Genomic DNA, 12,534 nt, shown 5'->3' on the forward strand with positions numbered 1-12,534 from the left:
GTTGCGGCCCGGTGGCGGCTGCGGCGGATGGCATGATCGGCGACATGGCATCCGGCGACCCGCGCCCCGTCGGCGCGACCTACCGCCTCCAGCTGGGCCCGTCGTTCACCTTCGATGACGCCGCCCGCCGCGTGCCCTACCTGGCCGATCTCGGCGTGACGCACATCTACCTCTCCCCCGTGCTCGAGGCCGTCCGCGGCTCCACGCACGGCTACGACGTCACCGATCCGACGACGGTGCGCGCCGAGCTGGGCGGACGTAAGGGCCTCGAGAGGCTCGCCGATTCGGCCCACGTCGACGGCCTCGGGCTGGTGATCGACATCGTCCCCAATCACCTCGGTGTGGGGCGCCCGGAGCAGAACCCGTGGTGGTGGGACGTGCTGAAGCACGGCCGGAAGTCGGCGTTCGCGCACTACTTCGACATCGACTGGGACCCGCGCAACGGCGCCGGCGGCAAGCTCGCGCTCCCCGTCCTCGGCTCCGAAGCCGACGCCGCGGCGCTGACCGTCGACCGGTCAGGCGCCGAGCCGGTGCTGCGCTACCACGATCGGGTCTTCCCGATCGGCCGCGAGGTCGGCGGCGGCGACGCCGAACGGGTCCACTACGCGCAGCCCTATCGGCTGGTGCCGTGGGACGCCCCGATCCGCTCGTACCGTCGCTTCTTCACGGTCGACGACCTGGCCGCGGTCCGCGTCGAGGACCCCGAGGTCTTCGCCGCGACGCACGCCGAGATCGGCGCCTGGTTCACCGACGGCATCGCCGACGGCCTGCGCGTCGACCACCCCGACGGGCTGGCCGATCCGGTCCGCTACCTGCGGAGGCTGCGCGAGCTCGCCGGCCCCGGCGCGTGGATCGTGATCGAGAAGATCCTGGAGTCGGACGAACCCCTGGACCCGATCCTCCCGGTCGCGGGGACCACGGGCTACGACGCGCTCCGCGAGCTGGGTCATGCGCTGCTCGACCCCGCCGGGGGGCCGGGACTGAGCGCGCTCCACGAACGCTGGACCGGGAACGACGGTGCCGTCCGCTGGAACTCCGGCGCGACGCTGCGCCTGCGGGACGAGTTGGCGGCCCGGGACCTGCGGCCGGAGTTCCTGCGCCTGGCCCGGGCGATTCGCGTCGAGACCGGGACGGCCGTCCCGATCGACGACCTCGCCGACGCCGCCCTGTTCTGGATGAACGAGATCCCCTACTACCGCGACGACTACCCCGTGCTCAGCGCACAGGCGGAGGCCGTCCGGCGCCGCCTCATCGACGCCGCGGGGCCCGAGACCTCGGCCGACCATCGGGCGATCGAGGCGGTGGCCGCGGCGATCGACCGCGGCGCGGAGAGCGCGGCCCGCTTCGCGCAGCTCACGGGCGCACTGACGGCGAAGTCGCTCGAGGACACCGCCTTCTACCGCTCCGCGCGCCTGGTCTCGCTGCAGGAGGTGGGTGGCGCACCGTCGGACCTCGGGCCGAGCGATCCGCACCCGGCCCTCGCCCGCCGCGCCGCGGAGTGGCCCGCGGCGATGACGACGCTGTCGACCCACGACACCAAGCGCGGCGAGGACGTGCGCGCCCGGATCGGGGTGCTGAGCCAGGGCCCGGACGACTGGGCGGCGTTCGTCGACCGGTCGATGCCCCTGCTCCCCTCACCGCCCGACCCGATGACGGGCCTGTTCCTGCTGCAGACCGCGTTCGGGGTCTGGCCGGAGGACGGCGCGATCACCGACGCACTCCGGACACGCCTGCACGCGTACGCCGAGAAGGCGATGCGGGAGGGGCGCGTCGGCACGTCGTGGACCGCGCCCGACGGTGCCTTCGAGGCCGCCGGGCACGCCTTCCTCGACGCGCTGTTCGACGGTGCCGTTGGCGCGACGATGACGGACCTCGTCGGCGCGCTCGCGCCGCACGGCCGGTCGGACGCCCTCGCGCAGAAGCTGCTGCAGCTCGCCGGACCAGGCGTGCCGGACGTCTACCAGGGCACGGAGCGGTGGGAGGACTCGCTCGTCGACCCGGACAACCGCCGCCCCGTCGACTGGGATGCCGCCGACGACGCCCACCCCAAGCAGCGGCTGGTCAGGGCGGCGCTCCGGCTGCGGCGCGAGCGGCCGGGCAGCTTCGTCCGGGGCACCTATTCCCCCGTTCTCGCCGCCGGGCCGGCCGCCGACCACCTGCTCGGCTTCCATCGGGGCCCGGACGGCGGCGAGCCCGACGTCGCCGCACTCGCGACGCGCCGGTCGCTGGGCCTGGAGCGCGCGGGCGGCTGGCGCGACACGCGGATCGACCTCGGCGAGTCGGCCTGGACGGACCGCCTGACGAGGCAGATCGTCACAGGTCAGGTGCCACTCGCCGAGCTCTTCCTCGAACACCCTGTCGCCCTCCTGGTGCGCGAATAGAAAACTTGTCAGTGGGTCCGCGCACACTCGGGCCATGAACAGCGAAACCCCGCGGCCGGTCTCCACGGCACTCGCCCAGTCCGCCACCGCGCGCGCCGGTGTCAGCGGCAACCGCATCCGCGCCTCCTCGCTGGCGCGGGTAGCCGAATCGCTGCGCGAGCACGGCCTGTCCGCCGATCTGCTGCCCACCGGGCGCCTGGTGACGGTCGCCGGCACGTCGCGGCTCACCGCGCAGATGGTGCCCGGCGGCGCCATCGAGGTGCGGGCCCAGCGGGAGGGCCGCAACTCCATCCTGGGCCTGCTCCAGGACGCGGAGGAGGTCGCGCACCTGCTGATCCGCTGCGCCGGGATGGCGTCGGCCTGGGAGCTCACCGCCGACATCCACGATCGGCTGATCCTCGCCGGTGACCGCACGGTGCTCAGCGAGGTGCCGATGAGCGACACGCTCTACGTCCGCCTCGGCGAGCGCACATTCGCGGAGATCTTCGCGGAGGACGCGAGCGCCTGCCTCGGCGCGCCGGCGCTGGTCACCCTCACCACGCACGTCTGCACACACTCGCTGGACGAGTTGTGGCGGTTCCGCTCGCTCGACCAGCACGACTATCGCGCCATCGGCTGCATCACGGGCGGCCGGCACGAGACCGCGGAGTCGGCGCTCGCGGCGCTGGAGCTGCACCGCGCCCGCACCACGGAGTGGGAGGGCCTGCACTGACGCTATCGTTGCAAACCGATGCCCACCTCGCCCGCCGCTGCAGCCGACCACGCCTTCGAGGTGTGGGCGCCGCGCCCGCGGCGGGTCCGGCTCTGGCTCGAAGGTGCAGTGCACGCGATGCGCCGCGACGCGGACGACTGGTGGCGGGTCACCGCGCCGGCCGCGCAGGACGCGCGGTACGGCTTCCTCCTCGATGACGACGAGACCGTGCTCCCCGATCCGCGGTCGCCCCGCCAGCCCGACGGGGTGCACGGCCCGTCGGCGCTGATCCCGGAGGTGGAGGGCACGCGGTGGGCGGGCCGCGAGCTGCGCGGCGCCGTCGTCTACGAGCTGCACATCGGCACCTTCACCCCAGAGGGCACGTTCGACGCGGCCATCGAGCGGCTTCCGCACCTGCGGGACCTGGGCGTCGGCTTCGTGCAGGTGATGCCGGTCAACGCGTTCAACGGCGAGCACGGCTGGGGCTACGACGGTGTCGGCTGGTTCGCGGTGCACGAGCCGTACGGCGGACCGTCGGGCCTGGAGCGGTTCGTCGCGGCCGCACACGATCTCGGCCTCGGCGTGCTGCTCGACGTGGTGCACAACCACCTCGGCCCGTCGGGCAACTACCTCGGGCGCTTCGGCCCGTACGAGACCGACGGCGCGAACACCTGGGGCCGCACCGTCAACCTGTCGGGCGAGGGCAGCGCGGAGGTCCGGCGCTTCATCCTCGACGACATCGCGTGGTGGCTGCGCCGCTACGGCGCCGACGGGCTCCGCCTCGATGCGGTGCACGCCCTCGTCGACGAATCGGATCGACACCTCCTGCAGGACGCCGCAGCGCTCGCCGAGGAGCTGTCCGCGGAGCTCGGCCGGCCGCTGGCCCTCGTCGCGGAGTCCGACCACAACGACCCGCGCCTGGTCACGCCTACCGAGCAGGGCGGCTACGGGCTCGCCGCGCAGTGGAACGACGACGTGCACCACGCGGTCCACACCATCGTCTCCGGCGAGCGGCAGGGCTATTACGCCGACTTCGGCAGCCCCGAGTGCCTGGCGACGGTGCTCACCGAGGGCTTCTTCCACGCCGGCACCCACAGCTCGTTCCGCGGCCGGATCCACGGCACGAAGATCGACCCCACACGGGTGGCACCGTCGCAGCTCCTGGCCTACACCTGCACGCACGACCAGGTGGGCAACCGGGCGCGGGGCGACCGCCCGTCGGAGTACCTGACCGACGGCCAGCTGGCGGTGAAGGCCGCGCTGGTCCTGTTCTCGCCGTTCACGCCGATGCTGTTCATGGGCGAGGAGTGGGGCGCCCGGACTCCCTTCCGCTTCTTCACCAGCCACCCCGAGCCGGAGCTGGCCCGCGCCACCGCGGAGGGGCGCAAGGCCGAGTTCGCCGAGCACGGCTGGCCGCCGGGCGACGTGCCCGACCCGCAGGACCCGGACACCTTCGCCGCCTCGCATCTCGACTGGTCGGAGCCCGCGCGGCCCGGCCACGCGCGGCTGTCGGGCGTGTACCGCGATCTCATCGCGCTGCGCCGCGACCCGGCGCTCGCCGGCGACGACCTGCGAGCGATCGCCTGCGATCATCCGGGCGAGGCCACCTGGTTCGCCGTGCACCGGGGCGACCTGACGCTCGTCGTGAACTTCACCTCGGCGCCCGTCACGGCGCCGTTCGGCGGCTCGCCCGTGCTGTCCTGGGAGGCACCGTCGGTCCGGGACGGCGCGACGACGGTGCCCGGCCACTCCTTCGTCGTGCTCCGCCGCGGTACCTGACCACAATCCGCGGGCACTCTGTCGCTAAGCGGTTGCTTTGTGAGAACCTAACGCTTATGCGAATCGGATTGGGCATCAACTACACGGACGGGTTCAAGGCCACGGCCGACGAGGTCCTCGACCTGGAGCGGGCGGGGCTGGACATCGTCTTCGTCCCCGAGGCGTACTCGTTCGACGCGGTCAGCGCGCTGGGCTACCTCGCCGCGAAGACGGAGCGCGTGCAGTTGGCGTCCGGCATCCTGCAGATCTACACCCGCACGCCCACGCTGACCGCGATGACCGCGGCGGGCCTGGACAACGTGTCCGACGGCCGGTTCATCCTGGGCCTGGGCGCCTCGGGCCCGCAGGTGATCGAGGGCTTCCACGGCGTGAAGTACGACGCGCCGATCGGCCGCACCCGCGAGATCATCGAGATCTGCCGCAAGGTGTGGCGCCGCGAGCGGCTCGAGCACCGCGGCAAGTTCTACACGATGCCGCTCACCCAGGAGGACGGCGGCACGGGCCTGGGCAAGCCGCTCAAGCTGATCAATCACCCGGTGCGCGAGCGCATCCCGGTCCTGCTCGCCGCGCTCGGCCAGAAGAACGTGGCGCTGGCCGCCGAGGTCGCCGAGGGCTGGCAGCCGATCTTCTTCCTGCCGGAGAAGGCCAAGGACGTGTGGGGCGACGCGGTCGCCGAAGGCAAGGCCAAGCGCGATCCCGCGCTGGGCGAGCTCGACGTCTACGCCGGGCCCGCACTGGCGATCGGCGAGAACGTCGACCACCTGCTCGGCTTCGTCAAGCCGCACCTCGCGCTGTACATCGGCGGCATGGGCGCCAAGGGCAAGAACTTCTATCACACGCTGGCCACCAACTACGGCTACGGCGCCGAGGCCGACCGGATCCAGGAGCTGTACCTGGCCGGCGACAAGGCCGCCGCGGTGGAGGCTGTGCCGGACGAGCTGGCCCGCAGCGTCTCCCTGATCGGCCCGAAGGGCTACGTCAAGGAGCGGGTCGCCGCGTTCGAGGAGGCCGGCGCGACCGTGCTCAACGTCGTGCCGATCGCGGAGGACGCGGCCGGCCGGGTGAAGCAGATCGAGGCGCTGCGCGAGCTCGTGTAGCAACCGCCACAACGTCGACGGGGGCGGTCCGGGATGATTTCCGGGTCGCCCCCGGTTGTCTCTTCTGTGACCGAAGCACCCTTCCCCCGCCCTCGCCTTTCCCTGCTCGAGCTCGCCCCCGTCGTCGACGGTGCGTCCTTCGGCGACGCCCTCCGCGACACCATCGCGACCGCGCAGGAGGCCGAACGCCTCGGCTACGAGCGGGTCTGGGTCGCCGAGCATCACTCGATGCCGGGCATCGCCAGCTCCGCCCCCGCGGTGCTGATCGGCCAGATCGCCGCGGCGACCGAGAAGATCCGCGTGGGCTCCGGCGGCGTCATGCTGCCGAACCACCAGCCGCTCGTCGTAGCCGAGCAGTTCGGCACGCTCGACGCGCTGTTCCCCGATCGCATCGACCTGGGCATCGGCCGCGCGCCGGGCACCGACCAGCTCACCGCCCATGCGCTGCGCGGCGGCAAGGTCAGCGAGTCCGTCGACGACTTCCCCCAGGCACTCGCGCATCTCCGGGCGTTCCTGCGCGACGACTTCCCCGCCGACCACCCGTACGTGGCGATCACCGCGACCCCCGGCGTCGGCTCGAACCCGCAGATGTGGCTGCTCGGCTCGTCGACGTTCAGCGCGAAGCTCGCCGGCCTGCTGGGCCTGCCCTTCGCCTTCGCCCGGCACTTCGCGCCGCAGGCCACCCTGCCCGCGCTCGCCGAGTACCGCGAGACCTTCCGCCCCGGCGACCTCGACGCCCCCAACGCGATGCTGACGGTCACCGTCGTGGCCGCGGACACCGACGAGGAGGCCCAGCGCATCGCCGGCCCGGCGAAGGCGTCAATGTACCGGGTGCGCACCGGCAACCCCGGCCGGATGATGACCTACGAGCAGGCCGCGGCGCAGCCGCTCACGCCCGAGCAGGAGCACGCGATCGCCCCGACCACGTCGGCGTGGATCGTCGGCTCGCAGGCGACGGTGCGCGACGAGCTCCGCGAGCTGCTCACCCGCACCCAGCCGCAGGAGCTGATGATCTCCGGCATGATCCCCGGCCTCGCGGAGCGCAAGCGCAGCCTCGAGCTGATCAAGGGCGCCGTCGACGAGCTCGACTGAGCCTCAGGCCGTCACGTCGCCGTTGAACAGGACGCGGGTGGGGCGCACGCGCACGACGATCTCCTCGGGGACGGCGTTGCGCCGGCCGAACTCCTCGCCGCGCTCGGCGCCCATGTACCGGACGCCGCACGCGGTACAGATCTTCAGCAGGTAGTCGGAGTCGTCGACGAGCTCCGCGACGCCCTGCACCTGCGCGAACGCGTAGGGCGGCTCCTGCAGGTCCACGGACACCGCGACCCGCGGATCCTTCGCCAGCAGCCGACCCTTCGGGGTGTCCCGGCCGGTCGCGAAGACGAGGGCACCGTCGTCCACGACGAACCAGACCGGCGCGGTGAGCGGGCGGCCGTCCCCGGCGAGGTAGGCGAGGTGGCCGGTGCGCGTTCCCGCGGAGAGGAAATCGACGACGGCGGGCGTGAGGGTGTCGCTGATCTGCATGGGTCGAGGCTACGTCTCCACCCGGATCTCCACCCGTCGGTCGATCCGCCGCGGCGACGATCGCGGCAGAGTCATCGGCATGAACACAGCGACCACCGCCGTCATCGCCGTCCTCGCCGTCGGCTGGATCTTCTACCGCCAGTTGCAGGCCCGCCCCCTCAAGGACAAGACCGCCCGCATCGCGCTGGTCCTCGCCGCGGTCGGCCTCTACCAGACCGTGCAGTACGTCTCGGGCGGCGGCGAGGTCGGCGCGGGCCATGTCGTCGCCACGGTCCTGGGCCTGATCATCGCCGTCGCGCTGGCCTACCCGCGGGCGTTGACCACGAAGGTCTTCCCCGGCCCCGACGGCCGCTACCTGCGGCAGGGCACCGCCGCCACCATCGGCCTGTGGATCGTCGCGATCGCGCTGCACATCGGCGTCGACGTCCTGGTGCCGATGGCAATGGGCGATCACACCGGCCGCGGCTTCGCCGGCGTGACGACGATGCTCTTCATCGGCGTCACCCTCTACGCGCAGACCTGGTTCCTGCAGCAGCGCGTCGCCGCGCACCGCGCGCAGCACGCGGTCTCGGTCGCCTGATGATCGCGGCCCGCGCCCGTCAGAGCTGAGCGAGCGCGTGCTGGAGCTTCTTCAGGAAGGCGTCCTCGCCGAAGCGGTTGACCTTGAAGAACATCGCCTGACTGCCGCCGGACGTGATCCCGGTCAGATACAGATCCTCCCCGTGCCCCACGAGCGTGAGACTCAGGCTCACCCGGTTGGAGCCGGTGTAGCTGTATCGCTCGTACACCCGCACGGCGACGCGAACCCCACCCGCCGCGATCGTGCTTCCGTCCTCGAACGTGGCCGAGGCACTGCCACCCATGATGTGCGCGTCGAGCACCTCCAACGCGCTGTCGAAGTCGCCCACGAAAGCGTGCTCCAGTTTCGCCATAGTGCACCTCCTCGATGTCATTATGCATCAAGGCGCATACGTGGGCGACTACGTCAGGTAGCGGTACGCGGGCGAACCGGGCTCGAGCCGCTCGCAGTGCAGGCGCGAGGAGTCCATCCGCTCCAGCAGCGCGCCGAGATCGCCGGCGCGGCCCAGCTCCACACCCACGAGGGCCTCGCCGGTGTCGCGGTTGTTGCGCTTGACGTACTCGAAGAGCGTCACGTCGTCGTCAGGCCCGAGCACCTCGTCGAGGAAGCGGCGCAGCGCGCCGGGCTCCTGGGGGAAGGCGACCAGGAAGTAGTGCTTGAGGCCCTGATGCACCAGTGACCGCTCGATCACCTCGTTGTAGCGCGAGACGTCGTTGTTGCCGCCGGAGAGCAGGCACACGACCGTGGCGCCGGGCTCGAACCGTAGCTGCGCCAGCGCGGCCACCGACAGCGCGCCCGCGGGCTCCGCGATGACGCCCTCGTTCTGGTACAGGTCCAGCATCGCGGTGCAGATCGCGCCCTCGTCGACCTCGATGATGCCGAGCTCGCCGGCCGCGACGTCGTGCACTGCGTGCGCGGGCCACACGACCCCACCCTCGGACGCCGCGACGTCGTAGCCGATGGAGCCGATCCGCTTGACGGCGGCACCGTCGACGAAGGGGTCGATGGTGGGCAGGTCGATGGGCCCGCCGGCCTCGAGCGCGCGCGCCAGCGACGGTGCGCCCGCGGGCTCGGCGCCGACGATCGTGGCCGACGGGGACTGCGAGCGCAGGTACCGCGTCACCCCGGCGAAGCAGCCGGCGCCGCCGACGGGCATGACGGTCACGTCGGGGACGACCCCGTCGAGCTGCTCGACGAGCTCGACGCCGATGGTGCCCTGCCCCGACGTGGTGCGCGGGTCGTCGAAGGCGTGGACCCAGGTGGCCCCCGTCGACGCGACGTCCTCCTGGGCGGCGGCTGCCGCGGCGTCGTAGGTCTCGCCGGTGGCGATCAGCTCGACGTACCGGCCGCCGTGCGCGCGGATGCGGTCCCGCTTCTGCTTCGGCGTGGTGGTCGGCACGTAGATCCGGCCGTGCACTTCCATCGCCCGGCACGCGAAGGCGACGCCCTGCGCGTGGTTACCGGCCGAGGCCGCGACCACTCCGGCCGCCTTCTCCGCCTCGGTGAGCTGCGCCATGAGGTTGTACGCGCCGCGGATCTTGTACGACCGCACCACCTGCAGGTCCTCGCGCTTGAGGTAGACCTTGGCCCCGGTCAGCGCGGAGAGCCGCTCGCAGTGCTGCAGCGGGCTCACCGACACCACCCCGGCGAGCCGCTCACGGGCCTCGATAATCGAGTGCACCGTCAGGTGGGCGGCGGCACTGGACATCGATGACGTAGACATGCGGGCCATTTTCCCACTCGGCCGGAACGCTGCTCACCCCGCCCGTCGCGCGCGCTCCCGGCGCGCCACCCCGGCGACCCAGTGGACCGCCGCGAGGAAGCAGATCAGCGCCGGGATCAGGAAGACGATCGCCCCCACCACCGCCACCGGCCACATGTGGGCCGCGGGCTCGCCCGACGCGTCGATCGTCATCGGCACGAGCATGGCAGCCACCGTCAGCACGGGGAGCACGGCAACGCCCCACGCCCGACCGAGCAGAACCTGCGCGCCCGCCGCCGCCCAGACGATCGCGATCAAGCATGCGACCCGCAGGGCTCCGTCGGGCAAGGCCACCCAGCCGATCGCGAGCACCGTCACCGTCGCGACGAGGCCGACCACGACGACGACCGCACGAAGGCCGGAACGCACCGTCACCACCCCGCCCCGGGGCCCGACGCGGACCGGGTCCCGGTGCGCCGGCGCCGCACCGCGCGGAACGCCTCGACAACGCCATACCCGACCGCCAGCCAGGCCGTCAGCCCCATCGTCCCGCCAACCAACAGGAACAGCAGGCCGACTACCCACAGGCCGGTGTCGTCCTGCGACGCCCAGGCCGCCCACGGCACCGCGAACCCCACGACCGCGACCGCGGGGATCACCGCCAGCAGCCAGACGCGCCGCAGATACGCGAACGCCGCGGTGCACGCGAGGACGATCACGGCGCCGCAGGCGATCACCTGCCACGGCCGGTACGGCCCCTGCGCGACACCGTCGACCTCGTAGTACTCCTGGTCCCACCCGAGGAAGGCGAACCACGCGCCCGCGGCGACGGCCGCGAGGGCCACCAGGGTCAGGATCACGCGCATGCACTTGATGTTAGCCATCGCGAATCTCCTGGTCCGCCGAACGACGGGCGGGTCGGAAGCACGGCGCACGATCGCGTGCCATCATGACGAGGTGCTGGACGGGTTGCGGACGAGGATCACGCTCGTCATCGCGGTGGCCGGCGTCGTGGTCGCCGGCGCGACCCTCGACTTCCACCGCGACAGCCCGTGGACCGCCGCCCTCTTCGCGATCGCCGCGGCCGGCGTCGTCGTCCGGTGCCTTCCGGAGGACCGGGTCCCGCTGCCCGGGCGGGTCGCGACCGAGGCTGCGACGGTGGTCGCCGCCGGCGTCCTGTTCGCACTCCAGCCGAACGGCGCGCTCGGTGTCCTGCTCTACATCTCGACGGTCCACCTGGGCGGCGCGTTCCCGGCCCGCATCTCCGTCCCGCTCGCGGTGCTCGCCGGCGCCAGCGTCACCGCGACCGCATCGCTCACCGGCCCCACCGACTTCAACGCGATCTGGATCGGCGTCTCGGTCACCGCGACGGTGTGGGCCGGCATCGCCGGTCGCAGCCGCCGCGAACGCACCCGGGCGCTCGAACAGCTCGTGGAACAGACGAAGCTGACCGCGGAGTCCGAGTCGCGCAGCAGCGCGCTCGCCGAACGCGCCCGCATCGCCCGCGACCTGCACGACGTCCTCGCCCACACCCTCTCCGGCGCGGGTATGCAGCTCGAGCTCGCCGACGCCCTCCTGGAGGCGAACCGGCCCGACGACGCCCGCGCCGCCGTCCAGCGTGCCCGCGGCGCGATCGCGGACGGCGTCACCGAGGCCCGCGGCGCCGTGCACGCGCTGCGGGAGGACACCGTCGATCTGCCCGCGACGCTCGCCGCCCTCGCGGACGGCCCCGACGAGACCGTCGCGACCGAACCGGTCGAGCTGACAGCCGCGCAGGCCCGGGCGGTCCTGCGGGTCACCCAGGAGGCGATCACGAACGCCCGACGGTACGCCGCGGGCGCGCCCGTCGCCGTCCGCCTCTCCCCCGTGCCCGACGGTGCCGAGCTCACCGTCACCAACGGGGCCGGGACCGCGACCGCCGTCCACGGCTCCGGCATGGGGCTGATCGGCATGCGCGAGCGCGCGGCCGAGGCCGGCGGCTCGCTGCACGCCGGGCCGACCGGCGACGGCGGCTGGGCGGTCCGCCTGGTCCTGCCCCGCCCGTCCGATCCGATTAAGGAGCTGTGAGTGAACGACATCCGAGTGGTGGTCGCCGACGATCAGGCCGCGGTGCGCGAGGCGCTCGCCGCGATGCTCGACCTGATGCCCGGGATCGCGGTGGTCGGGGCCGCCGCCGACGGGGTCGAGGCGGTCGCGCTGGTCCGCGAGCAACGCCCCGACGTGCTGCTCACCGACCTGCGGATGCCGAACCTCGACGGCGCCGGCGCCACCGAGCGCGTCCTCGCCGACGCGCCGGACACCGCCGTCGTCCTGCTCACCACGTTCGACGACGAGGAGTCGATCCTCCGCGGCCTGCAGGCCGGCGCCCGCGGCTACCTCACGAAGAACGCGGGGCGGGCGGAGATCGCCGCCGCGATCACCGCGGCCGCCGCAGGACAGTCGGTGCTCGATCCGCAGGTGCAACAGCGCCTGCTGACGTCGGCGACCGGGGGCTCCGGTGCCGGGCGGGCACCGTCGACCCCGGCGGTCACGCCCGCCGACCTGACGCCCCGCGAGACGGAGGTGCTGCGGCTCATCGCCGACGGTCTCGCGAACCGCGACATCGCCGCGCGGCTGTTCGTGAGCGAGTCGACGGTCAAGACGCACATCAACAATCTGTTCGCGAAGGCGCAGCTCCGGGACCGTGCGCACGCCGTCCGCTACGCCTTCGATTCCGGGATCGCCGCATCCGGTCAGGGCGATTGAAAACCTTCTTCTCTGCGCGCCAACGACTTACG

Annotated in this window: 13 protein-coding genes; 8 read left to right on the forward strand and 5 right to left on the reverse strand. The window is 72.7% G+C overall.

Features of this window, described 5'->3' with window-relative positions; all coding sequences use genetic code 11:
* The first annotated feature begins 44 nt into the window (after window positions 1–44).
* The 5 genes from treY (at window position 45) to WFK95_RS08040 (ending at window position 7,040) form a co-directional block, all read left to right on the forward strand.
* Window positions 45–2,381, forward strand: a complete 2,337-nt coding sequence (gene treY / locus WFK95_RS08020; RefSeq protein ID WP_336670393.1) for a malto-oligosyltrehalose synthase — start codon at window positions 45–47, stop codon at window positions 2,379–2,381.
* A 34-nt stretch (window positions 2,382–2,415) separates the two neighbouring features.
* Complete coding sequence (locus WFK95_RS08025) at window positions 2,416–3,093, forward strand: hypothetical protein (protein WP_336670394.1); 678 nt, start codon at window positions 2,416–2,418, stop codon at window positions 3,091–3,093.
* Between the two features lie 18 nt (window positions 3,094–3,111).
* The gene (gene treZ / locus WFK95_RS08030; RefSeq protein ID WP_336670395.1) at window positions 3,112–4,851 is read left to right on the forward strand and encodes a malto-oligosyltrehalose trehalohydrolase; all 1,740 of its coding nucleotides are present in this window, start codon (window positions 3,112–3,114) and stop codon (window positions 4,849–4,851) included.
* Between the two features lie 56 nt (window positions 4,852–4,907).
* Window positions 4,908–5,948 carry an LLM class F420-dependent oxidoreductase gene (locus WFK95_RS08035; RefSeq protein WP_336670396.1) on the forward strand — a complete coding sequence of 347 codons (1,041 nt, stop codon included), beginning with the start codon at window positions 4,908–4,910 and terminating at the stop codon, window positions 5,946–5,948.
* Between the two features lie 66 nt (window positions 5,949–6,014).
* Window positions 6,015–7,040: an LLM class flavin-dependent oxidoreductase gene (locus WFK95_RS08040; protein ID WP_224645037.1), complete on the forward strand. Its 1,026-nt coding sequence runs from the start codon at window positions 6,015–6,017 to the stop codon at window positions 7,038–7,040.
* A 3-nt stretch (window positions 7,041–7,043) separates the two neighbouring features.
* Here the strand turns inward: WFK95_RS08040 and WFK95_RS08045 are convergent, their stop codons facing one another.
* Complete coding sequence (locus WFK95_RS08045; RefSeq protein WP_224645036.1) at window positions 7,044–7,475, reverse strand: PPOX class F420-dependent oxidoreductase; 432 nt, start codon at window positions 7,473–7,475, stop codon at window positions 7,044–7,046.
* 79 nt (window positions 7,476–7,554) lie between these two features.
* On the opposite strand from WFK95_RS08045, the gene WFK95_RS08050 reads away from it, so the two are divergent.
* The gene (locus WFK95_RS08050; RefSeq protein ID WP_336670397.1) at window positions 7,555–8,055 is read left to right on the forward strand and encodes a hypothetical protein; all 501 of its coding nucleotides are present in this window, start codon (window positions 7,555–7,557) and stop codon (window positions 8,053–8,055) included.
* A 19-nt stretch (window positions 8,056–8,074) separates the two neighbouring features.
* Here the strand turns inward: WFK95_RS08050 and WFK95_RS08055 are convergent, their stop codons facing one another.
* The 4 genes from WFK95_RS08055 to WFK95_RS08070 are packed head-to-tail and all read right to left on the reverse strand — an operon-like array spanning window position 8,075 to window position 10,641.
* Window positions 8,075–8,407: a DUF6054 family protein gene (locus WFK95_RS08055; RefSeq protein WP_224645034.1), complete on the reverse strand. Its 333-nt coding sequence runs from the start codon at window positions 8,405–8,407 to the stop codon at window positions 8,075–8,077.
* A 48-nt stretch (window positions 8,408–8,455) separates the two neighbouring features.
* On the reverse strand, window positions 8,456–9,778 hold the full coding sequence (gene ilvA, locus WFK95_RS08060; RefSeq protein ID WP_336670398.1) for a threonine ammonia-lyase IlvA: 1,323 nt from the start codon (window positions 9,776–9,778) through the stop codon (window positions 8,456–8,458).
* A 33-nt stretch (window positions 9,779–9,811) separates the two neighbouring features.
* Window positions 9,812–10,192, reverse strand: coding sequence for a hypothetical protein (locus tag WFK95_RS08065; protein ID WP_336670399.1), 381 nt, complete (start codon window positions 10,190–10,192; stop codon window positions 9,812–9,814).
* Complete coding sequence (locus tag WFK95_RS08070) at window positions 10,189–10,641, reverse strand: hypothetical protein (protein ID WP_336670400.1); 453 nt, start codon at window positions 10,639–10,641, stop codon at window positions 10,189–10,191. Before WFK95_RS08070 ends, WFK95_RS08065 begins: the two co-directional genes overlap by 4 nt.
* Before the next feature lie 73 nt (window positions 10,642–10,714).
* On the opposite strand from WFK95_RS08070, the gene WFK95_RS08075 reads away from it, so the two are divergent.
* Entirely contained in the window at window positions 10,715–11,824 is a 1,110-nt protein-coding gene (locus tag WFK95_RS08075) for a sensor histidine kinase (RefSeq protein ID WP_336670401.1), read from the forward strand.
* Window positions 11,825–12,502, forward strand: coding sequence for a response regulator transcription factor (locus WFK95_RS08080; protein WP_336670402.1), 678 nt, complete (start codon window positions 11,825–11,827; stop codon window positions 12,500–12,502).
* Window positions 12,503–12,534 lie beyond the last annotated feature (32 nt).

The organism is Tsukamurella sp. USMM236 (assembly GCF_037148755.1).
GTDB lineage: Bacteria > Actinomycetota > Actinomycetes > Mycobacteriales > Mycobacteriaceae > Tsukamurella.

What these genes read in the sequence shown, in the direction of transcription:
- treY (WP_336670393.1), top strand. Translation starts at nt 45, where the DNA reads ATGGCATCCGGCGACCCGCGCCCCGTCGGCGCGACCTACCGCCTCCAG.
- WFK95_RS08025 (WP_336670394.1), top strand. Translation starts at nt 2,416, where the DNA reads ATGAACAGCGAAACCCCGCGGCCGGTCTCCACGGCACTCGCCCAGTCC.
- treZ (WP_336670395.1), top strand. Translation starts at nt 3,112, where the DNA reads ATGCCCACCTCGCCCGCCGCTGCAGCCGACCACGCCTTCGAGGTGTGG.
- WFK95_RS08035 (WP_336670396.1), top strand. Translation starts at nt 4,908, where the DNA reads ATGCGAATCGGATTGGGCATCAACTACACGGACGGGTTCAAGGCCACG.
- WFK95_RS08045 (WP_224645036.1), bottom strand. Translation starts at nt 7,475, where the DNA reads ATGCAGATCAGCGACACCCTCACGCCCGCCGTCGTCGATTTCCTCTCC.
- WFK95_RS08050 (WP_336670397.1), top strand. Translation starts at nt 7,555, where the DNA reads ATGAACACAGCGACCACCGCCGTCATCGCCGTCCTCGCCGTCGGCTGG.
- WFK95_RS08055 (WP_224645034.1), bottom strand. Translation starts at nt 8,407, where the DNA reads ATGGCGAAACTGGAGCACGCTTTCGTGGGCGACTTCGACAGCGCGTTG.
- ilvA (WP_336670398.1), bottom strand. Translation starts at nt 9,778, where the DNA reads ATGTCTACGTCATCGATGTCCAGTGCCGCCGCCCACCTGACGGTGCAC.
- WFK95_RS08070 (WP_336670400.1), bottom strand. Translation starts at nt 10,641, where the DNA reads ATGGCTAACATCAAGTGCATGCGCGTGATCCTGACCCTGGTGGCCCTC.